Origin of the sequence: Nicoliella spurrieriana (genome assembly GCF_023380205.1) — a bacterium.
Lineage (GTDB): Bacteria > Bacillota > Bacilli > Lactobacillales > Lactobacillaceae > Nicoliella > Nicoliella spurrieriana.
The window spans coordinates 54,811-76,145 of sequence record NZ_CP093361.1; the positions used below are offsets into that span (position 1 = coordinate 54,811).

Sequence of the window (21,335 nt, forward strand, 5' to 3'; positions counted from 1 at the left end):
TTCAACAGAGTACCATTATAACAAACAAACCATCAATCCGAAAGACTAATTAATTTAAAGCAGAATTATCAATCCAATACCACTGACTCCCAATTTGAATATGGGCCCAAATCGTTTTTTTAGCCACATTCACGGCTAATGAATTTATCTTCACACTGGAAATCTGGCTTTCGGAGACACTATTCCAAGACTGCGGCTGCGCATTCTTAGTCCCTGGAACATTATTATAGAGGGTATATTTACCATATTGAGCACTTAGTTTCTTAGTGGTATTAACAGTAAACGTCTGGGTCCCACTAATTCGTTTTAGCTGAATCCAAGCATTCTTGCCAGCACCGGTCTTATAACGCACCCATAATTGAGAACTATTTTTATTTTTAACGATACTAATCATGTTAGTAGCTAGACTCGCCTGCCCAGCAAGGCTGGGGTCGCTAAGCTTACTAGCTAACGGGTTAGTTTCGTAAATGTGGTTATATACGACCCGCTTTCGAATTAGGTTTGCAGCAATCGTCGGGGATAATTTATAATACTTAGCCGTGGCAAACGTTAACGCTGCAGATTTAACCCAATACTTCTGAGCATTATTATCCTTAGTAAACCGAATCCGATACCAAGTCTGACTGCTACCACTCCCCTTAACGGTACCCACACGGTCAACATAAACTGCAGAACCAGCACTTAGATTGGAAGGCCAACCGGTAGTTTTAACATTTTGATCATCCTGAGGAATTTGATCATAAAGGGATTGTTGATTAAATCGACTGGATAACGATACCCTTTGATCGGCATCAACAGACGCGTAATTAACCGTCGCATCACTAGTGGATGCCTTCGCACTAATGGTTGCTGCGTTATTAGTAGTGCCAACCCCTGAGTTACTAGCACTAATCTTAACACTATTATCATCACTGCTGTTGGTAGCCGAGCTAGAAGCCCCGCTAGTGGTCCCATCCGCAACCGTATTACTCTTTTCGGTCGTGCCCACGTCTAAACTAGTTAAATTATACTGGTTAATAATCTTAATTAACTTATTTGCATAGTTTGGATCAGTGGCATACTTGCCAACCAAGGCAGTGGCAGCATCGTCAACCGATTTAGTATTTTCCTTCCAGGTTCCAGAATAAAAATTAGCGGATCCCACTAGCCCATTTCTAAGCAATTGAGCGTAATCTTCCAATGAACTTTGTGGATTTGGATACTTCTTAAAGGCGGCAGTAGTGTAATAAATGCTGCCACTACTATTGTATTCAGCTGTTTTTAAGTTATCAGATTGTCCATCATAGCTCCCCTTGATTCCGAAGTAGTTATAATCCTTAGTGGAGAGTGAACTCTGGCCGTAACCACTTTCCAGGGCTGCTTGAGCCATCATTAACGACGGGTATAAATTATACTTTTGCGCAACTTCCTTCACTACCGGAGTTAATTGATTAATAAAATCAGAAGCTGTATCAGCTTTAGCATTATGTACTACCAACGAATTTGAACCAAGCGCTAGGACAAGGAGTCCCGTTAGCATTGCTTTGAATTTTCGTTTCATTATAAAGTAATCTCCTCTTCCCGATTTAATCTTACGGCTAGAATAACATAAAGCAGTTAAAAAAACGTAAAAAAAAGCCTTAAAATTAAGAATAATTTTAAGGCTTTTGGATTATCTTTGTTTAACGCCACGGCGACTGGCATTTAATTTATTTTGTTGGTTTTTAAACTTTTCCCAAGTCGCTTGTTTGCGTTGGCTGTTTTTAGTTGAATTTCGTTTTTTAGTATATTTCATTATGCCACCACCCCTCTTATTAATAATTAGGTCTAGTGTAGCACAAATAATCAACTAACTACTTAATTTAGCTTATTCAACCGTTACACTCTTTGCAAGGTTCCGAGGGCGATCAACATTTAAGCCCTTGTTCAAGCTGGTGTAGTAAGCAAGTAACTGCGCTGGAACTACACTCAACAGTGGTGTTAACATTTCATCAACATCTTGGAGCACAATGTCATCACCATCTTCTGCGAGTGATTCCGTAGAGATCGTGAACGTCTTTGCGCCCCGGGACTTAGTTTCTTCAAGATTATTTCTAGTTAAACTAGCAGTCTTAGCCTGGGTAGCAATTGCAACGACCGGAGTACCTTCCTCAATTAAAGCAATTGTCCCGTGTTTCAGTTCACCGGAAGCAAACCCTTCAGCAATAATATAGGAAATTTCCTTTAACTTCAACGCTGCTTCAAGTGAAACATAGTAATCAATTCCCCGGCCAATGTAAAAGGCCTTGCTAGCTTCAACAAAGTATTGCTTAGAAACTTCATCAAAGTGGTCTTTTTCATCAATCACTGCTTGCATCCCAGTAGCAACCAATCCTAGTTGTTGTCTAAGGTTAAAATCAGCGGCACGCTTCAAACCAAGCGATTCACCTAGGGACTTAGCTAGGATGGCTTCCAAAGCGATTTGAGCAGTATAAGCCTTAGTGGATGCCACTGAAATTTCAGGACCGGCATCCAATAACAACGTGTAGTCAGCTTCCCGTGACAACGTAGAATTTTGCACGTTGGTAATGGTTAGGGTCGGGAAGCCACGCTTAGTAACGTTTTGTAACACGACCCGACTATCAGCAGTTTCACCACTTTGGGTTAGGAAGATGAAGAATGGCTTTTCAGAGAATAGTGGATCTGCATATGCAAATTCTGATGCCACTTCCACTTCGGTAGGAATCCCCACTAATTTTTCGAACATGTTTTTACCGACTAATCCAGCGTGATAACTAGTTCCGGCTCCAACGATGTAAAGCCGATCAGCAGCCTTCATTGCTTCCAAAATCTTAGGATCAATCTTAGATTGCCCGTCTTCAGAAAGATACTTTTGGGATAGTTTTCTCAAAACGTTTGGTTGTTCATTGATTTCCTTAAGCATGTAGTATGGGTAGATTCCCTTATCAGCTTCTGAAGGATCAGTATCAACGTAGAATGGCTTTCTTTCAACATGGTTTCCTTCACTGTCTTCAATATCAATTGAATCCGGCTTAACAGTTACCACTTCACCATCTTTTAATTCCAAGAAGTTATGGGTAACGTTGAGCATTGCAACTGAATCGGAACAAACGACATTAAAGCCATCTGCTAACCCAATCAAGAGCGGACTCTTATTCTTAGCAACGTACAACGTATCTGGTTGTTCACGATCCATTAATAAGAAGGCGTATGAAGCTCCATCCTTAAGTAAGGAAATGGTCTTTAAAAATGCGTCGCGAGTATCCATTCCTTCAGTTACTACGAAGTGGTCCACTAATTGAACAACTACTTCAGTATCGGTTTGACTAGTAAACTTAACATCTGAAAGGTATTCCTTCTTTAATTCCTTGTAGTTTTCGATTACTCCGTTGTGAACCAAGTAAAAACGGTCATCTTGTGAAAATTGTGGGTGCGCATTTTCAACGGTCACGCCACCATGAGTAGCCCAACGAGTATGCCCAATCCCAGTACTACCGTGAACATCTGGGGTAATGGCTGCTTTTAAATTTGAAATGGCACCCTTCCGCTTTACAAGATAGTCATGACCATCTTGGTCATTAACGTAGATTCCAGCAGAGTCATAACCTCTATATTCTAGTTTTTCAAGTCCATGAATGAGAAGTTTAACGGCATTATCATTACCAGTTACTCCAACAATTCCACACATATTTTAAGCCCCTTTTATTTTTGTTTTATTTTAAATTGGTATAGACAATAATTAAGTTCATATTTAATCGTTCAAGTAGATACTTTACAACAGTTTATAAAACATGTCAATAATTAAATTCTTAAATTGGTATACCTTAAATTAGAGGAAAATGGCAAAATTAAAAAGCCCCGATAAAGGACTTTTTAATTTTAAATTTAGCTTAGATTCCACATTCTTTTTTCACTACGTCCGCAATTTGTTCGGCATATTTTTGACAAATTTCCTGGGTTTTAGCCTCAACCATGACCCGCAACAGTGGTTCGGTTCCACTTGGTCTAACGAGCACCCGACCGTCACCATTCATCTCTTGTTCAACGTCGGTAATGGCTTTTTGAACGTCTGAATTTTCATTCGCAGCATTCTTATCTGCTACTTCAACGTTAATTAAACTTTGGGGATAGGTCTTCATTTCAGCCGCTAATTCGGATAACTTCTTGCCAGTTGCTTTCATTACGTGCAAAAGTTGTAAACTAGTGAGCATTCCATCACCAGTAGTATTAAAGTCCAAGAAAACAATGTGCCCAGACTGCTCGCCACCCAAGTTATCGCCACTGGCGTTCATTTCTTCGACCACGTAACGATCACCCACTTTGGTCTGCTTGCTGTGCATGCCATTGGCTTCCATTGCTTTATACATCCCTAGGTTACTCATTACGGTCGTAACGATCGTATCGTGCTTTAATCGACCATGTTCAGACATGTACTTACCACAAATAAACATGATCTTATCACCATTAACTAGGTTTCCCTCTTCATCAACGGCAATACAACGATCGCCATCTCCATCAAAGGCAAACCCAACTTCGGCGCCCTTTTCAACCACCATCTTTTGCAGTTGTTCTGGGTGCGTGGAACCAACATGATCATTAATGTTAATCCCATTTGGTTGGGTGGCCATCGTGTCAAATTCGACTCCGGCATCGGCATATAACCGGGATACCAAGTTACTAGTGGAACCATTTGCAGCGTCCACACAGATGTGCATTCCAGCAATATCATCAGAAACGGTTTGATTTAAGAAGCGAATGTATTTTTGTGCTCCTTCTGAGAAATCATCTTCAGTCCCTAATCCAGCTGCTGATGGCCGTGGTAATTCATCCTTATCAGCTTCAAGAATGGTTTCAATCTCTGATTCCATTTCATCAGAAAGTTTATAACCATCCGATCCAAAAAACTTAATTCCATTATATTCAGCGGGGTTATGCGATGCGGTAATCATGACCCCCGCATCTGCTTCTTGAGTCCGCACTAAGTAAGCCACCCCGGGAGTGGTAATTACCCCTAGCCGCAACACTTCAATTCCAGTGGATAGTAATCCAGCAATCAACGCTTCTTCTAGCATTTGACCAGAAATGCGGGTATCCCGAGCAACTAGCACTTGGGGGATCTTATTATCAGAATGCTTAGTTAGGATGAAACCACCCGCACGACCACACTTAAAGGCCAATTCAGGGCTTAAATCACGATTTGCAACTCCTCTAACTCCATCGGTTCCAAAATACTTCATTTTTATTCCTCATTTCCTACTTATCTTTAACTTTAACATTTACTTTGATTTTATCTGGATTAAAGCCACTAACCTTATTTAATGACTTATCCAGTGAGATCGTCTTAGTTTGATTGTCCGTAATCCGACTAACGTCCATATTAACGATAACATGTTTAATGCTATCAAGCTCGCTCGAAGTGCCAAATACCTTTACCTTTTTGGTACTTGAAGTCACTTCATAGGTCTTATTAGAGGACTTATTATCGAGCCGGTATTTAATTGGCAGCTCCTTAAAATTCCCACTACTGATTGGTAGGGATACATTCGTAGTGGCCGGAGTTAAGATTACGTTAACCGTTTTACCATCACGATCCAAGGCCTCTAAGACCGCTTGAGAATTAACGGTGCTATTGGTATTTTGTGAAAGGCTTAATTTAGCAATGACCCTTACCGCCTTATTAATCTCACTGGAAGCCCCGGTCGCCTTTACCCTATTATTGGAGGCAATTGCCTTTCCTGCATGATAACCAGATGCAATCATGTTTTTATCATAATTAACGCTAACTGGTAATGATACGGTTTGTCTAGGTTGAATATTAATCGTAATATATGCCGGGTTAATTTTATAGTTTAATTCTGAATTAAGCCCATCTTGGGATAGTTTTACCCGATGCTTACCCACCCCTAGTTTACTTAAATCAGCATAAATATGAAAGTTTTGAGTATTAGTAGTCGTGGTCACTAACGCAGTAGGCCCACTTAACGATACGTTCACCTTATCAGGGTAGCCGGTAACGAAGTATTTACTGCTATTTACGTTTAGCTGAAGATTAGCAGACACGCTGGCCTTCTTATTTGAAGCTAATTTAGTAATGTCACTATTATTATTGCTAGTGAAAGTTAGCTTATCTTGATTAGCATAGGCATACAGTAAAATGGCAAAAATAAATGAAAGAACGAGGTAGAAAAAGGTACTATTAAAGAATTTTTTCAAAACTAGTTCCCCCTTCCGTTTTTGCTGATGTTACTAAGCCAACTCCCAATTAGCGTAAAAATATTATGGTTAATTTGTTGCTTTTCAATTAATTGATCACGTAAAAATTTCATGTAATCCGTTTGGGTCATTCCCCGCAGTAATTCGTTATCCTTAGTAATCGAAACCTCACCAGTTTCTTCAGAGATAACAATGGTTAGCGCATCAGTCACTTCAGAAATCCCCACAGCAGCCCGGTGTCTGGTCCCCAATTCCTTTGGAATCATCGTACTTTGTGAAAGTGGTAAGTATGCGGCAGCGACTGCAATCCGATGATCTCTAATAATCACGGCCCCATCGTGTAACGGCGTATTTGGAATGAACGTGTTGATTAGTAGGGCCCCCGAAACATGGGCATCCAATTCAATTCCGGTCTCAATGTAATCTTCAAGCCCGGTCTCCATTTGAATGGTAATCAAAGCCCCAATTCGCCGCTTGGACATGTATTGGATGGCCTGGTCCAAACCTTCAATCATTTGCTCGGTTTCTTCATTTTGGTTTTTAGTATGCCATAATAACGAACCACGGCCTAGGTGCTCTAATCCCCGTCTGATTTCAGGTTGAAAAATGACAATGATGGCAATGAATCCCCAGTTAATTACCTGGTCGACCATCCAAGAAACGGTCCCTAGGCCTAGTAAAACACTTAGGATTTTAATTACCGCAATTACAATAATCCCCCTGAATAATTGAACTGCCTTCGTCCCACGTAATAGGATGATCAATTCATATGTAATAAACCATACTACTAAAATATCAATCAAACTACTAAAGTGGTTAAGAGTAAAAACATTACTCCAAAAGTTACTCATTATAAAACCTCCAAATATTAACACTGGGTTTATTATATCACGTTATCAATAACTTATTTTTAAACATCATTCTAAAGTTAAAGCATTTTTGTTAAAATTAAGTAAAATCAATTTAAGGGGGTCTCCCATTGCGCCTTTCCAAAAGCTGGCAAGTCCGAATTTTTTTCATTATCTGGTTCGTAATTACCGGATTCTTCGCTAAACAACCATTTAATTTTCTATTATTAAATACGTTTCTAGCATACATCCCCATCGAAATTAGCATCGATATTAATTATAAAATCATTAATGAAAGTTTTCTATACTGGCCAATTCTTATCATCTGGCTGTTATTTTATCCCAATGCACCATACGTTTTAACTGACTTATTCCACCTATCATTACTAAACCCATATGATAGTCTCACAGGGCTATTAAAATTATCCAATCCAATTTGGATCAACTTCATGCTATTAGTCATTAGTGCCATCGTTTGTACATTCGTGGGTGCATGGTCACTATCGATAACGGTCCAATCACTTATGAATAAATTAAAGTTAAAATCACAGATCATTAGATGGCTTTTGGTGCTCATTTTTACATTTGCTGCTTCGGTCGGTATTTTTGTAGGCCGGTTCCTAAGGCTACATACATTGTACCTATTTCTTAGTCCCCGCTTATTCATTACCCCGTTGATTAAGATGTGGACACCGCAAATGTTAACCTTTACCGCCATTATGATGGTGATTCAAATCTTTGTTTATTGGGTGATTATGATCAATCAAAAGAACATTACAAAATAAGCGTTCGCATTTTGCGAACGCTTATTTTAGTCATCATCTGATAACGGGCTCATCAGAACGTTTTCTAAGTAGTTAACGTGTTGTCTCAAGTCGTTTGATATCGACCAATCAATTTGCTTATCATCCAATAGCTGCTGAACCTCTAGTCGTTGCGCACCAAATCCCTTAACCTGTAAATTATCATATTGTTGGTCGTAATCATCGCGATCCAGACTAGTGGAATTAACCCGATTCATCCGATTCCGGTAGAATACAATGATGTGGTCGACCATTTGATTTTCGAATGAACTAGAATCAATGTCATCCCGATTTAAGTAGTTTTTGACCTCTTCGATTGCTGATTGACTCAAACCATTAATAATCATTGCCCAGTGGCGCTGCAAGCGTTCTCCCCGGTGCTTAGTTTTTGAACTGGAAAAGAAGAATTTTTTCAACCCAGACAATAGGGTATTAAAATCAGTGCGAACGGTTGAACGCGAACTCCGCATTCCCACGGAATCAAACATTGCAGCTTCCCGACGATTAATAATTTGGCTTACCGCAACGTATTCGTCACGCTTAATCTCGCCATCTTCATACATCCTAAGGGCCGCTTTCCGCTCACCACTAAAGGCAATCCGACGCAAAGCTAGCTCGTTATTAAAGCTAAAGTCGTTAATCCGATTGGAGTGGAGGGAGTGATTGAGCTTTCGTAACATTAATTGGTATTGAAAAATTAAGTCGAAAGCAGCCTGTTGGTTATGTTCATTTTGACTTTTATGAATTTCTTTAATGGCACTTTGAATCATTTTAGCCTGTGCTTCATCCTCAGTTAAGTATTGATCATATTCGATTACCTCTGCTTTGTTATCAGTTAGTAACGGAATCAGGATAATTGCACTTAACAGGCTAAGGATAATCACACTTGCAGCAATGAATAGCACTAACGGACGTTCGGGAAACGCCCTTCCCGCTGGGGTGGCCAATGGAATCGAAAGCACCCCGACCATCGTAACTGCCCCCCGTACACCAGAGAGTCCTGATAATATGGATACGCGCCAATTAACTTGGTGATAATCCCACCGGTTAGCAACTAATTGATACCCAGCAATCCATAGGGTCCGAATTAATAGTAGGACCGCCCAGGTCACAATTGCATAAAAAATGGGTTGCACCGTACCTAACTGAATGGTCTGAATGCTGCCCCCCATTGCTTCGGGTAATGAAAAGCCAAGCAATAAGAAGATAATTCCATTTAAAATGTAAATGATGACGTTCCAGGTCTTCTCAGTTACTAATTTTAATTCAGGATTAACGATTGAAGTTCGACGACTCATTAAGTGAAACGTAATTCCAGCGCTAACCACTGAAATCACCCCAGAAGCATGTAACCAGTCTTCACTAATAAAATAAATTACGAACGGGGTCAGAATATAGGCCACGGTTAGAAAAATAATATTTTGCATTCCATGGTCGTATAAATACCTACGCAGTTTAACTAGTAAGTACATCAAAAAGATTCCGGCAACCAATCCAACTACGCTAATGTAGAAGAAGTCCCCAATGGCGTGACTTAACATAAATTGCCCAGTAATGGCAGCTGCCAATGCATATTTGAAACAAATTAGCCCACTCGCATCGTTGATTAAACTCTCCCCACTAACCAGGTGGAGAATGCTACCGGGTAAATTCGACCGCTTTGCAATTGATTGGACCGCAACTGGATCGGTCGGCGAAAGAATCGCTGCAAGCGCAAAGGCCACTGCGAATGGCATCTCAGGAATCATCCAATTAATGATGATGCCACCAAATAACATTGTAATGACCACTAACGCAATTGCATTAATAAAAATCGGTAGCTTTAACTGCCAGAGTTCTCGTTTCGGAAACCGTTTCCCATCGTTGAATAATAGTGGCGCAATAAACAATAGCAAGAACCACTCGGTTTCAAAATTAATTTTGAAATTAGTAAAAACAGAAAGTAATAGTCCCAACCCAATTTGAATTAAACTACCTGGAATCATGGGGAGGTAGTGATTAATTACGGTTGACACCAATAGTAAAACAACTAATAGCATGATTAATTCAATAATCACCATTGCTCTCATCACCTCAATTCAATCGTTATTTGTCACCAATAATTCGCACTTCAGTTTCTAATTTAATCCCGCTATCGTGGAATACCACTTCTTGAACGTGGTGAATAACGTTGAGATAATCGGTAGCAGTGGCTCCGCCGACGTTTACGATAAAGCCGGCGTGTTTAGTAGAAACCTCAGCGCCACCAAAGCGGTATCCCTGTAACCCTGCATCATGAATTAATTTCCCAGCAAAATGATTTTTAGGGCGTTTAAAGACGCTTCCACATGATGGTAGTTCTAATGGCTGCTTAGATGAGCGCAGTGCATTAAAATGGTCCATTTTGGCTAAAATTTGTTTCTGATTACCCGGCATTAATTCAAATTCAACTGATACAACCGCATCATAGCCATTTTGAATGATACTATGGCGATAATCAAAATCTAACTCCGCATTCGTTAACGTCTTTACTTCACCATCAAAATCAACAACGGTAGCTGAATTAACCACATCCGCGGTTTGCCCACCATAGGCCCCAGCGTTCATATAGATTGCACCACCGACACTTCCCGGAATGCCAGCGGCAAACTCGAGTCCGGATAGGCCGTGTTGTTGTGCAGCAATCGCAACGTCGATCAGGGCCGCACCGGCATCAGCAATAATCCGGTTTCCATTAATTGTAATATGGGTCATATTACTTAAAATGACCGTTAACCCACGAATCCCCTTATCGCTCACGATTAAATTGCTAGCGTTTCCTAAAATGGTAATTGGTAAGCCATCCGCATTAGCTAACGTCAATAGCTGGCTTAATTGTTCCTGATTAGCAGGAAGTGCCAAGTAATCGGCTTTCCCACCGGTTTTGGTAAACGTATACTTAGAAAGTGGTTCGGCGGTTTTAATTTTTAAATCTTTAATGTTTGGATTAAAATTATTCATTATAATCGTCCTTTTTAAATCGATATATTATAATTTTAACATGAATTTAGGAATTGATTATGAAAAAGCATTAATTCAACAACTAGAAAGGAAAATAAATATGAACTTTGTAGCAATCGACTTTGAAACCGCTGCTAGCAAACGGGCATCCGCTTGTTCACTAGCATTGACGGTGGTTCGTAACAATGAGGTGGTAAACGAATTTTACACCCTGATCAATCCCGAGGTCCCCTTCTTTTGGCGAAACGTTAAGATTCATGGGATTCATGAAAAAGACGTTCTCGATGCGCCCACCTTTCCAGAAGTTTGGGAAAAAATTAAAATGTTTTTCACCCCTAATCAGTTAATCATTGCACATAACGCCCGGTTTGATAATAGCGTTCTTAAAAAAAGCTTAGAACGATACGGATTAACACAGCCAAAGTATCTGACTCTAGATACCCTTGCAGTGACCCGCCATTTATTTCCTAAATTAGCGAACCATAAACTAAACACGGTCTGTGACAGCCTGGGCATTGAATTAAACCACCACCACAATGCCCTCGATGATAGTCTAGCGTGTGCCAACATTTTAAGGGCGGAGCAACAACGATTCGGTGATGATTCAATCAAACCATTTATTACGGTCGTCAAATAAAATAGATGCTAACGTGATGGTCTAATCAATCACATTGGCATCTATTTTTTAGTTTAAGTCGTAAGTCATTTCAGTGGTAGCAGTTTCATTTCCCGGCACTGCGATGATGCGTCGCTTTAAATTATCAACAAACCCAAGGCGGTGGTAAACGTGAATTGCGGCTTGATTTTGATTTTCAACCGTTAACACCATCCGAGTTAGGTTACTGAATGAAGTCCCCCAGTTAAGGGCTTCATCTACCAATGCCGTCCCAATCCCGTTATTCCAAAATTGTTTAAGCACCGCTACTCCTAACTCCCCGTCCATTGAATCATGTAGTTGTTGGACGGTAACCACGCCAATAATTTCATCACTAAAGTGCGCCACTAAGATGACGTTGCTCCGGGTCTGGTTGATTAACATAATCTGGCGTTGCTCTTGTTCAATTGAAAGTTGGGCAAGCCCCGGATCAACCGTAAAGGTATCAGATTCCGTAGTGAGCTGCTTCATCAATTTTAAAATTGCTGGCGCATCGGTTCCCGTGGCTAACTCAATTGAAACTGATTCATCATTATTTGCCATTGTTATCAATACTTTCCTTTAGAATCGCTTCAAAGTGGGCCCCATGGGGCTCAAAAGTGAGGGTCCGCGAATGATCCCCCTGGTCATCATTACGCTTAAAAATAATGCGCAGGTAGTTATCAGGAAGTTCGTTGGCCACAAATTTAGACCACTCAACGACGTTGACCCCGTCACCATTAAAGTACTCATCCAGCCCTAATTCATCCCCGCTACCATCATCTAGGCGGTAAGCATCCATATGGTATAGCGGTAACCTGCCGTCTTGATACTCCCGAATAATGGTGAAGGTCGGACTTTTAACGTTACGCTTAATGCCGAGTCCCGCAGCTAATCCCTTGGTAAAGGTCGTTTTACCAGCTCCGAGGTCCCCATCCAATAAAATCAGGTCCTCTGGCTTGAGATATGGTGCAATTGCTTGCCCTAGCTGCATTGTTGCTTCAGGTTTATCAACAGTGATTGTTTTCAAATCGATTACCCCTTATCAATTATTCCATTGCTTGTAAGGCGTTGATAATGGCCACCTTATAGACATCTTCAGCGTTACAACCCCGTGATAGATCCGAAACCGGTTTATTCAATCCTTGTAGGATGGGTCCCAAGGCTTCAAACCCACCTAACCGTTGGGCGATTTTATAACCAATATTTCCGGATTGTAGTTCTGGGAATACAAATACGTTCGCCTTCCCTGCGACCTTAGAATCAGGTGCCTTTTTCTGTCCAACGGCTGGAACAAAGGCTGCGTCAAATTGTAATTCACCATCGACAGCTAGGTCGGGTTGTTTTTCATGCACAAGGGCGGTTGCTGATTGAACCTTCTTGACCATTGGCCCGCGAGCAGACCCCTTAGTCGAAAAGCTTAACATTGCAACCTTTGGATCAATGCCAAATTGCTTGGCAGTGGCGGCACTTTCAATTGCAACATCAGCCATTCCATCTGCATCTAATTCTAGATTAATTGCACAATCAGCAAAGACATAGCGTTGGTCGCCCTTCATCATGATGAAACAACCACTCACCAACTTAATCCCGGGCTTAGTCTTAATAATTTGAAGCGCTGGGCGGACCGTATCGCCGGTTGGGTGGGCAGCTCCCGAAACCATGCCGTCAGCCTTGTCTAAATAAACCATCATCGTCGCAAAGTAGTTAGGATCAGCTAACCATTGTTTGGCAGTGGCTTCATCGGTCTTTCCGTTCCGCCGCTCCACTAGTGCGGTCACGTATTCGGCGGCCTCATCTTCAGCAAGGTTTTGATAGTCGAAAATCGTAACGTTGTTCAATTCAATTCCAGCTTCAGCAGCTACTTGCTTAATTTCAGTGGGGTTGCCTAATAAAATCGGCTGAACCACTCCATCAGTAGCTAAGCGACTAGTGGCTTCAACGATTCGGATATCTGACCCCTCTGGAAATACGATGGTCTTCTTATGTTGGCTTACCTTTTGCTTTAAACTTTCAAATAAATCCATTCTTAATTGCCTCCATTAAATTGATTTTAAATCGTGCTGTGCTTCTTTAACATCAACATGCTCAGGAAGTTGCCAATCAATTGGCTGCTCCCCCATTGCTACTAATGCTTCATTGGTCTTTGAAAACGGTTTGGATCCAAAGAAGCCCCGGTTAGCAGACAGCGGACTCGGATGCGCAGATTCCAATACAATATTGGTTTTGGTATTAATCAACTTAACCTTATCACGTGCAGCGCGTCCCCATAGAATAAAGATCACCGGTTGCGGACGTTCAGAAAGCTTCTTGATTGCAGCATCGGTTAGTTGTTCCCAACCCTTGCCCTTGTGTGAAAAAGCGGCTCCGTTACGAACGGTTAGGACTGAGTTGAGGAGTAACACACCCTGCTTGGCCCATTTTTCCAAAAAGCCATGATCAACCGGTTTAATTCCTAAATCATTGTATAGTTCCTTATAAATATTACGAAGCGATGGCGGAATTGGGACCCCCGGCATTACTGAAAAACTGAGTCCCACCGCTTGGTTGGGTTCATGGTAAGGATCTTGTCCTAAAATCACGACCTTAACCTTACTAAACGGGGTCCAATTGAACGCTTCAAAAATTTGGTGCATATCCGGATGGATTTGATGGTGGTTATATTCATCAACTAAGAACCGGCGTAAATTTTGGTAGTATGCCTTCTCAAATTCTGGTTTTAAGACTTCCCACCAGTCATTATGAATAAATGGTTGCATTTATTTTCCCTCCCTAAGTTGATGTAACCACAAAAAGCGGTTCTCAAAATTTAAGAATCGCTTTTAATAGTGCTTTAAGACGCGGTCAATTTGACGATTCTGATCACGTTTCTTCAAAGTTTCTCGCTTATCGTATTCATGTTTCCCCTTCGCTACTCCAATTAAAACCTTTGCAAAGCCGTTTTTAATGTAGAGCTTTAAGGGGACGATGGTAATTCCCTTGGCCTTGGTATCATTCAATAACCGGGTAATTTCCTTTTTATGCAATAATAACTTTCTGGTCCGAAGGGGATCGTGGTTGAACTGATTACCTTCAGCATATTCACTAATGTGAACGTTTTCCAAGTATGCCTCATGATTTCTAATTCGCACGAAGCCATCCTTTAAGTTCACCCGGCGTTCACGGATGGACTTAATTTCAGTTCCCCTTAGCGAGATTCCCGCCTCCATCGTCCCTTCAATCGTATAGTCATGACGGGCTTTACGGTTTTGGGCCATCAAGTTATCATTATTTTGTGGTTTCTTTTTAGCCATGCATTTTCACCTCACCTTAAATTAATTAGTGGGAGCGGTGACTATTATTTTGGCTCCGGCCATTCCGTTGGTGATTAGAGCCCGAACTATGGTTTCGATTACCCCCACCATTATGATTGCGCCGATGATTATTTCCGTTACCATTTCTGCGGTTCCGATTGCCGTTACCACGCCCGTGACTTTGTTTTGGTAATAAGTCACTAGTGGGCGTTTTTTCAGGGTCAACAATGTCAAAGTCCACCGTACTTTGTGCTGGATCAGCACCAACGACCTTGACCCGTACGCTTTGGCCAATTTTATAAGTCCGCTTCGTCCGCCGACCCACTAGGGCAAGGAATTTTTCAACATATTCGTAGTAGTCATCCTTCATCCGGCTAATGTGAACCAACCCTTCAACCGTATTTGGTAGTTCAATGAACATCCCAAATTTAAGGACTGAACTAACGGTCGCATCGAATTCTTCTCCGATATGATCAGCCATGTATTCGGCCTTCTTCATTGAGTCGGTATCCCGTTCGGCATCAACAGAACGGCGTTCACACTTCGAAGAATGGTCAGCAATTTCTTCAAGGAGGCCACCACCGAACTTGGCCTTACTTTCCTTATTGATGCCATTATCTTCATAATAATGAATTAAGCGATGCACCGTCGTATCTGGATACCGCCGGATTGGCGAAGTAAAGTGGGTATAAAATTCAGCCCCCAATCCAAAGTGACCAAGTGATTGATCAGCATACCGGGCTTGCTTTAAGCTCCGTAGCATCATCACTGAAACCACCGCTTCTTCAGGCTTACCAGCGACTTTCTTCAAAACATTTTGTAACATCTTAGGTTTTAACTTAGCGGGATCACCCTTTACATTGATTCCAAATGCCGTTAGAAATTCAAAAAACTTCTTTACTCGTTCAGCATCTGGGGTTTCATGAACCCGGTAGATAAACGGAGCATGTTTTTCACTGTAATGTTGGGCAACGGTTTCATTCGCTGCCAACATGAATGATTCAATCATCTTTTCAGCAGTTCCACGAACCCGTAATTTAATGTCGGTTGGGTGCCCCTTTTCATCAACGATGATTTCTGCTTCACGGTCATCAAAGTCAATTGCACCACGTTGTTTTCTATGCTTGTGTAAAATCTTGTGTAATTCACCCATCGTTTCAAACATTGGCACTAATTCTGAATATTCTGCCATGGTTTTAGGATCCTTAGCTTCCAAAATTTGGTTAACGGCCGTGTAGGTCATCCGCGCCTTAGAACGCATGAAACTAGGGTGAATCCGGTGTTTAACCACGTTTCCAGCGGGAGTAATTTCCATTTCACAGCTCATACAAAGCCGAATCACACCCTCATTTAACGAACAAATCCCATTCGATAACCGCCGTGGTAACATTGGAATGACCCGATCAGTTAAGTAAACGGAAGTTCCCCGTTTATAAGCTTCTTCATCCAAAAGGCTCCCCGGTTTAACGTAGTGACTAACGTCTGCGATGTGGACTCCCAAGTGGAAGTTCCCATTTGGAAGCTTCCAGGCGGTAACAGCATCATCTAAATCCTTAGATGCTTCCCCATCAATCGTTACTAAATTCTGATCAGTAACGTCTTCACGACCATTCAGTTCCGAATCCAAAACATGGTCTGGAATTGCATCAGCTTCCTGTAATACATCCTCTGGGAATTGTGCTGGAATGTCATGAGCGTAAACAATCTGGAGAATATCAATTCCCGGATCGTCAACACTTCCAATCACCTGTTTAGCAATTCCAACCATTGCTTCTGGATGATCATCATTAGGAAACTCGGTAATTTCAGCGGTCACCACTTCACCGGCAGTGGGCTTTAGCCCGACTTCGGTCACGTAGAACTTGTAGTTCAGCAGTTTTTTATCCTTAAGGTGGATTTGACCATAGTAACCATTATCATCACCGGTTTGGACGAATTCACCCACTACCTGGGAATAATTATGTTCCAAAATGTTAGTTACTTTTCCCTGTGGTCCACGGTCAGAGCCCGGTTCTGCTGGTTTGATGATTTCGATTTCAACGGTATCACCATTCATGGCATGCAAAGTGTAGTCAGGGGCAATAAAGGCGTCTGATTCATTTTCATCAAAATCAACGAATCCAAAGCCCTTTTGATTAGCATGAAACGTTCCCTGTGGTTTTAGTGATTTAGGATTAACGGTAAACTTACCGGATTCGGTAACGAGCGCTTTTTCCTCCCGTTCAAGTCGAGCAAGCTCTTGGACGATTAACTTAAAGGCTTCTGAACCATGGTAACCCAATTCATCGGATAGTTCGCTAACCTCAAACGCAGTCTTTGCGTTTTGCTTTAAGACGGCTTCAATTTCGTCTTTTAATTTATTATCTTCCAAATTAATTTCCTCATTATTTATAGATTTAGATATCAATCGATTTTATTTCGTGTTTTAACTACTTTATATTTTAACATTATTTAATTTTAAAGTAATTCAATAACCATAATATATACAAAAAACCTTCCGCCGTAAAACAGAAGGTTTCGTAAATTAATGTGATGAAATCCAAACTAATGCAAATGCAGTCAAGAAGAATAAAGCCCCAAGAATCGTTGTTACACGTTGCATAAAGGCTTCGAATCCCCGTGGCTTTGATTTAGAGAATAAATCGTCAGCACCACCAGTAAGTGATGATAATGCATCGTTAGTTTTAGCAGGTTGCATTAGTACCGCAATAATAATCAAAATACTAATGATCCAAAATATCGTCATTAAAAAGTTATACAAAATAATGCCTCCTAGTTTTCTTCAAGGCTAAATATACTACCATGTATTTTAACATATCTAACGAGTGGTTGCCAATTCGGCCTCCAAATTAGCGCCGTTTTTGTAATAGGTTGGTCAGCATTTGACTATAAATTGGCTTGCCGTTCAACAAATCAACCACTGCGTAAGCGATTAGGGAGGTAACCGCCAGTGACATTAAATGGGTCACCGTTCCCACCATTTCAGTAATTAGCAAAATAGCCGTAAACGGCGACTTAGTGATGCATGCAAAGTAGGCTGCCATCGCAATAATAATCAAGTTAATTACCAAGTTTGCAGGAATCAAATGTAACCCCACTAAGCATTGCCCATAAAGCGCTCCTAAAATCGCCCCCAGGGTCAAAATCGGTAAAAAGATCCCCCCTGGTACTCCGGAACCATACGAAATTGCCGAAAAGCAAAACCGTACGAATAGATAAATTAATAATAACCAGATTCCGGGAACCGTTCTTGCAATTGCAAGGATCAATCCATTCCCACCCCCAAGGGTCTCAGGCAAAAAGTAGCCAATCGGAATGACCAGCAGTAACGGTAGCACCACTAAGTATTGATTTGGAATTCCTTTAAAGTAACGATAAAATTTAGCAAGGTTCAACGTTGTTTGTTGATAGATAATTCCAGCAATTCCCAACAGAATCCCTAGCAAAATTAAGCTCCAGTATTGATTAATTGGAAATGGATGATCATAAATAATGTGTAGCACTGGGGTTTGACCAAATAGCTCAGTCGAAACTAGATTGGCAGCAATTGATGCACCAAGGGTAGTTGGCCAAACCTTTAATGGAAATTCATGGTAAATTTCTTCCAATACAAATAGCGAACTGGCAATGGGCGCATTAAACGCCGCAGCTAATCCAGCAGCGGCACCAGCAGCAATCGCAACCCTTCTGGGACTGCCATTCAACCCCTGCATTTTAGCAATCCCCTGTGCGGTCGTGGACCCTAATTGAATCGAAGGCCCCTCACGGCCTAAGAAGAGCCCACTCCCAATTGCTAATACCCCACCGATAAATTTTTTCCAAAGGACCGGCCAAAACGGATAATCCAACCGATTGGCTAATTGACCCTCTACCTGTGGAATTCCGGAACCCTTGATATCCGGGGTCGCTTTAATCAAGCTCCCGACAATTAAAACAATCAATAAATTAATCGCGATGATTAACCCTAACCACCAATGGTTAGAATGTGCCAATTGATAAATGGATTTGACCCACGCTAAGTCGGTTTCGATCAACCAACGAAAAAGACTTACAACCGCTCCAACCGCTAGGCCAATCAACACTCCATCCCATAAATACGCAATTTGTCGCCAATTTATTTTTTGCATTTTGCTACTCCGCCCCCAAGTCATAATACTAATTATCTTAACACACAAAAAAAGCTTTGGAAGCAAGTTCCAAAGCTTTTTGGATAACCAGTAATTAGATTACTTGTTAACGATGTTTTCACGAGCTTGTTCGCTCAAGTTGTAGAATGAGTGGATTCCCTTGTATTGAGAAACCTTACCTAATTGGTCTTCAATTCTCATTAATTGGTTGTACTTAGCAATCCGTTCGCCACGGCTCATTGAACCAGTCTTAATTTGACCAGCGTTCAATGCAACAACTAAGTCTGAGATAGTAGTGTCTTCAGTTTCACCAGAACGGTGGGAAATGATGGCAGTGTATCCAGCTTCCTTAGCCATTTCAACGGCACGAACAGTTTCAGTTAAGGTTCCGATTTGGTTAAGCTTGATTAAGATTGAGTTAGCAACGCCCATCTTGATCCCCTTAGCTAGGTAGTCAGTGTTAGTAACGAATAAATCATCACCAACGATTTGAACCTTCTTACCTAAGCGACGGGTAGCCATTTGCCAGTCTTCCCATTCGTTTTCATCCAATGGATCTTCGATTGAAACGATTGGGTACTTGTCAACTAAGCTTTCAAGTAAAGTTACAAATTCGTCAGCTGAGTATGACTTACCGTCACCAACTAAGTTGTACTTCTTAGTCTTTGGATCGTAGAATTCTGATGAAGCACAGTCAAAGGCAATTGAAATGTCCTTACCTGGCTTGTAACCAGCCTTAGTAATTGCTTCTACTAAGATTTCAAATGGTTCTTCGTTGTTTTGTAAGTCAGGAGCAAATCCACCTTCATCACCAACGGCAGTGGAGTACCCACGGTCATTTAAGATGCTCTTTAAGTTATGGAAAGTTTCTGAACCCATCCGGATAGCTTCCTTAACACTCTTAGCACCAACGGGCATAATCATGAATTCTTGGAAGTCAACCTTGTTATTAGCATGCTTTCCACCATTGATAACGTTCATCATTGGAGTAGGAAGTAGGTGAGCGTTAAAACCACCAAAGTAGTTGTATAATGGAACGCCTAATTCGTCAGCAGCAGCACGAGCAGCAGCTAATGAAACTCCTAAAATAGCGTTAGCACCTAACTTACCCTTATTAGGAGTACCGTCAAGCTTGATCATAGCTTCGTCAATAGCTAATTGGTCAGTTACATCGTAACCAACAATTTCCTTTGCGATGATGTTGTTAACATTGTCAACAGCTTTAAGAACACCCTTACCCATGTAACGGTTCTTGTCGCCATCACGTAATTCAACAGCTTCATGTTCACCAGTTGAGGCACCAGATGGAACGATTCCACGGCCAAATGCACCGGCTTCAGTATATAATTCTACTTCAACAGTAGGGTTACCACGTGAGTCTAAGACTTCGCGAGCAAAAATATCGGAAATAATTGACATTGTATTCTCTCCTTAAGTGAAAGTTAATTGTCCATCGATCAAGATGGGTGATAATGTGAACAAATTTAGTAAAATGGACTCCATTTTACCGGGGATTATTCACCATCCCGTTGAAATTGAATAAATTCTAACTTTATTCATTGTCTATACTGTTATGATACCATTTTTTGATTTTTAAAACCAATAATTAATAGCTAATTATTCAAAAAATTAATAATGAATTAAGTTTAGGAATTCATCCGGGTCCAGGCTTGCACTACCAACTAACACGCCATCGATATCAGGCTTGGCCATTAACGCCTTAACGTTTTTGGGCGTGACACTGCCACCGTATAATACCCGCACCGTTTCAGCAACTTCTGGTGAGTAGATGCGACTGATGGTCTGACGAATCAATGCACATCCTTCCTCAGCCTCATCGGCACTAGCGGTAATCCCGGTCCCAATTGCCCACCGTGGCTCATAGGCAATCATCATCTTTAGGGCATCCGTACTGCTAACGTTTTTAAACGCAGCAATGACTTGACTAACCACCCAATGAACCCCATCATTGGTTTCAGTCCGCACCAACGTCTCATCACAACAAACAATCGGATTAATTTGATTTCGTAACAGTGCGTGGACCTTTTTGTTTACAATTGTTGGATCCTCGTCAAAGTAGTGCCGCCGTTCAGAATGACCAGCAATTGAATATTGAATCCCAATCTCAGCCAATGCCTTTGGACTCACTTCTCCAGTATAGGCACCGGTATCATGGTAATCGCAGTTCTCAGCCCCAATGATCACATCGCTTCCAACGGCATGTTTCAGTAGTGGCCATAGGTATAGCGGTGAAGCAGCAATCATTACTTGGGTCTCGCTAGGCTTGGGAATTTGATTTTTAATCGTTTCAATGTACGGAATGACTTGATCAGGCATCAAATACATCTTCCAGTTCGCCCCAATGAATGGGACTCTTTTTTGGGCACTCATTAATTAAATCCCCCTTATCAGGATATTGACACAACCGAGTGTCTTAGTGCATTTTTTAATTCTACTAT

20 protein-coding genes are annotated in these 21,335 nt (G+C 41.3%); 2 read left to right on the forward strand and 18 right to left on the reverse strand.

The features are described 5' to 3' along the window. Nucleotides 1-49: 49 nt before the first annotated feature. The 6 genes from MOO44_RS01870 to cdaA all read right to left on the reverse strand — a co-directional run bounded on the left by MOO44_RS01870 (nucleotide 50) and on the right by cdaA (nucleotide 7,043). Nucleotides 50-1,540 (reverse strand): glycoside hydrolase family 73 protein, encoded by a 1,491-nt coding sequence (locus MOO44_RS01870; RefSeq protein ID WP_260116750.1) that lies wholly within the window; start codon nucleotides 1,538-1,540, stop codon nucleotides 50-52. Between the two features lie 111 nt (nucleotides 1,541-1,651). Beyond that, the gene (locus MOO44_RS01875) at nucleotides 1,652-1,774 is read right to left on the reverse strand and encodes a hypothetical protein (protein WP_260116751.1); all 123 of its coding nucleotides are present in this window, start codon (nucleotides 1,772-1,774) and stop codon (nucleotides 1,652-1,654) included. Between the two features lie 72 nt (nucleotides 1,775-1,846). Next, nucleotides 1,847-3,667 carry a glutamine--fructose-6-phosphate transaminase (isomerizing) gene (glmS, locus tag MOO44_RS01880; protein ID WP_260116752.1) on the reverse strand — a complete coding sequence of 607 codons (1,821 nt, stop codon included), beginning with the start codon at nucleotides 3,665-3,667 and terminating at the stop codon, nucleotides 1,847-1,849. 202 nt (nucleotides 3,668-3,869) lie between these two features. Continuing rightward, complete coding sequence (gene glmM, locus MOO44_RS01885) at nucleotides 3,870-5,216, reverse strand: phosphoglucosamine mutase (protein WP_260116753.1); 1,347 nt, start codon at nucleotides 5,214-5,216, stop codon at nucleotides 3,870-3,872. Between the two features lie 16 nt (nucleotides 5,217-5,232). Further along, nucleotides 5,233-6,192, reverse strand: coding sequence for a CdaR family protein (locus tag MOO44_RS01890; RefSeq protein ID WP_260116754.1), 960 nt, complete (start codon nucleotides 6,190-6,192; stop codon nucleotides 5,233-5,235). Between the two features lie 2 nt (nucleotides 6,193-6,194). Then, nucleotides 6,195-7,043, reverse strand: coding sequence for a diadenylate cyclase CdaA (cdaA, locus tag MOO44_RS01895; RefSeq protein ID WP_260116755.1), 849 nt, complete (start codon nucleotides 7,041-7,043; stop codon nucleotides 6,195-6,197). 128 nt (nucleotides 7,044-7,171) lie between these two features. Here cdaA and MOO44_RS01900 point away from each other — a divergent pair, with 128 nt between their 5' ends. Then, nucleotides 7,172-7,825 carry a DUF1361 domain-containing protein gene (locus MOO44_RS01900; RefSeq protein ID WP_260116756.1) on the forward strand — a complete coding sequence of 218 codons (654 nt, stop codon included), beginning with the start codon at nucleotides 7,172-7,174 and terminating at the stop codon, nucleotides 7,823-7,825. A 26-nt stretch (nucleotides 7,826-7,851) separates the two neighbouring features. Here the strand turns inward: MOO44_RS01900 and MOO44_RS01905 are convergent, their stop codons facing one another. Both MOO44_RS01905 and murB read right to left on the reverse strand, forming a co-directional pair. Then, the gene (locus tag MOO44_RS01905; RefSeq protein WP_260116757.1) at nucleotides 7,852-9,912 is read right to left on the reverse strand and encodes a cation:proton antiporter; all 2,061 of its coding nucleotides are present in this window, start codon (nucleotides 9,910-9,912) and stop codon (nucleotides 7,852-7,854) included. A 16-nt stretch (nucleotides 9,913-9,928) separates the two neighbouring features. Further along, complete coding sequence (murB, locus tag MOO44_RS01910; RefSeq protein ID WP_260116758.1) at nucleotides 9,929-10,822, reverse strand: UDP-N-acetylmuramate dehydrogenase; 894 nt, start codon at nucleotides 10,820-10,822, stop codon at nucleotides 9,929-9,931. 100 nt (nucleotides 10,823-10,922) lie between these two features. On the opposite strand from murB, the gene MOO44_RS01915 reads away from it, so the two are divergent. Beyond that, on the forward strand, nucleotides 10,923-11,459 hold the full coding sequence (locus MOO44_RS01915; RefSeq protein ID WP_260116759.1) for a 3'-5' exonuclease: 537 nt from the start codon (nucleotides 10,923-10,925) through the stop codon (nucleotides 11,457-11,459). Nucleotides 11,460-11,507: 48 nt separating this feature from the next. Here MOO44_RS01915 and MOO44_RS01920 read toward each other — a convergent pair whose 3' ends face one another. From MOO44_RS01920 to tpiA, 10 genes are all read right to left on the reverse strand, one after another. After that, the gene (locus MOO44_RS01920; RefSeq protein ID WP_260116760.1) at nucleotides 11,508-12,020 is read right to left on the reverse strand and encodes a GNAT family N-acetyltransferase; all 513 of its coding nucleotides are present in this window, start codon (nucleotides 12,018-12,020) and stop codon (nucleotides 11,508-11,510) included. Next, complete coding sequence (gene tsaE, locus MOO44_RS01925) at nucleotides 12,010-12,486, reverse strand: tRNA (adenosine(37)-N6)-threonylcarbamoyltransferase complex ATPase subunit type 1 TsaE (protein ID WP_260116761.1); 477 nt, start codon at nucleotides 12,484-12,486, stop codon at nucleotides 12,010-12,012. Before tsaE ends, MOO44_RS01920 begins: the two co-directional genes overlap by 11 nt. Nucleotides 12,487-12,505: 19 nt before the next feature. Beyond that, nucleotides 12,506-13,483, reverse strand: a complete 978-nt coding sequence (pta, locus tag MOO44_RS01930) for a phosphate acetyltransferase (protein WP_260116762.1) — start codon at nucleotides 13,481-13,483, stop codon at nucleotides 12,506-12,508. Between the two features lie 15 nt (nucleotides 13,484-13,498). After that, nucleotides 13,499-14,215: a uracil-DNA glycosylase gene (locus tag MOO44_RS01935; protein WP_260116763.1), complete on the reverse strand. Its 717-nt coding sequence runs from the start codon at nucleotides 14,213-14,215 to the stop codon at nucleotides 13,499-13,501. A 63-nt stretch (nucleotides 14,216-14,278) separates the two neighbouring features. Further along, nucleotides 14,279-14,749, reverse strand: coding sequence for an SsrA-binding protein SmpB (smpB, locus tag MOO44_RS01940; protein ID WP_260116764.1), 471 nt, complete (start codon nucleotides 14,747-14,749; stop codon nucleotides 14,279-14,281). A 25-nt stretch (nucleotides 14,750-14,774) separates the two neighbouring features. Then, complete coding sequence (gene rnr / locus MOO44_RS01945) at nucleotides 14,775-17,120, reverse strand: ribonuclease R (protein WP_260116765.1); 2,346 nt, start codon at nucleotides 17,118-17,120, stop codon at nucleotides 14,775-14,777. 153 nt (nucleotides 17,121-17,273) lie between these two features. Then, on the reverse strand, nucleotides 17,274-17,510 hold the full coding sequence (gene secG / locus MOO44_RS01950) for a preprotein translocase subunit SecG (RefSeq protein WP_260116766.1): 237 nt from the start codon (nucleotides 17,508-17,510) through the stop codon (nucleotides 17,274-17,276). An 88-nt stretch (nucleotides 17,511-17,598) separates the two neighbouring features. Continuing rightward, nucleotides 17,599-18,876, reverse strand: a complete 1,278-nt coding sequence (locus tag MOO44_RS01955; protein ID WP_260116767.1) for a ClC family H(+)/Cl(-) exchange transporter — start codon at nucleotides 18,874-18,876, stop codon at nucleotides 17,599-17,601. A 99-nt stretch (nucleotides 18,877-18,975) separates the two neighbouring features. After that, nucleotides 18,976-20,295, reverse strand: a complete 1,320-nt coding sequence (eno, locus tag MOO44_RS01960; RefSeq protein ID WP_260116768.1) for a phosphopyruvate hydratase — start codon at nucleotides 20,293-20,295, stop codon at nucleotides 18,976-18,978. 210 nt (nucleotides 20,296-20,505) lie between these two features. Continuing rightward, complete coding sequence (gene tpiA, locus MOO44_RS01965; protein ID WP_260116769.1) at nucleotides 20,506-21,267, reverse strand: triose-phosphate isomerase; 762 nt, start codon at nucleotides 21,265-21,267, stop codon at nucleotides 20,506-20,508. Nucleotides 21,268-21,335: the final 68 nt, after the last annotated feature.

Bases quoted from the DNA above. Each gene is read 5' to 3' on its own strand.
- MOO44_RS01870 (WP_260116750.1), bottom strand. From the start codon at position 1,540: ATGAAACGAAAATTCAAAGCAATGCTAACGGGACTCCTTGTCCTAGCG.
- MOO44_RS01875 (WP_260116751.1), bottom strand. From the start codon at position 1,774: ATGAAATATACTAAAAAACGAAATTCAACTAAAAACAGCCAACGCAAA.
- glmS (WP_260116752.1), bottom strand. From the start codon at position 3,667: ATGTGTGGAATTGTTGGAGTAACTGGTAATGATAATGCCGTTAAACTT.
- glmM (WP_260116753.1), bottom strand. From the start codon at position 5,216: ATGAAGTATTTTGGAACCGATGGAGTTAGAGGAGTTGCAAATCGTGAT.
- cdaA (WP_260116755.1), bottom strand. From the start codon at position 7,043: ATGAGTAACTTTTGGAGTAATGTTTTTACTCTTAACCACTTTAGTAGT.
- MOO44_RS01905 (WP_260116757.1), bottom strand. From the start codon at position 9,912: ATGAGAGCAATGGTGATTATTGAATTAATCATGCTATTAGTTGTTTTA.
- murB (WP_260116758.1), bottom strand. From the start codon at position 10,822: ATGAATAATTTTAATCCAAACATTAAAGATTTAAAAATTAAAACCGCC.
- MOO44_RS01915 (WP_260116759.1), top strand. From the start codon at position 10,923: ATGAACTTTGTAGCAATCGACTTTGAAACCGCTGCTAGCAAACGGGCA.
- MOO44_RS01920 (WP_260116760.1), bottom strand. From the start codon at position 12,020: ATGGCAAATAATGATGAATCAGTTTCAATTGAGTTAGCCACGGGAACC.
- pta (WP_260116762.1), bottom strand. From the start codon at position 13,483: ATGGATTTATTTGAAAGTTTAAAGCAAAAGGTAAGCCAACATAAGAAG.
- MOO44_RS01935 (WP_260116763.1), bottom strand. From the start codon at position 14,215: ATGCAACCATTTATTCATAATGACTGGTGGGAAGTCTTAAAACCAGAA.
- smpB (WP_260116764.1), bottom strand. From the start codon at position 14,749: ATGGCTAAAAAGAAACCACAAAATAATGATAACTTGATGGCCCAAAAC.
- MOO44_RS01955 (WP_260116767.1), bottom strand. From the start codon at position 18,876: ATGCAAAAAATAAATTGGCGACAAATTGCGTATTTATGGGATGGAGTG.
- eno (WP_260116768.1), bottom strand. From the start codon at position 20,295: ATGTCAATTATTTCCGATATTTTTGCTCGCGAAGTCTTAGACTCACGT.
- tpiA (WP_260116769.1), bottom strand. From the start codon at position 21,267: ATGAGTGCCCAAAAAAGAGTCCCATTCATTGGGGCGAACTGGAAGATG.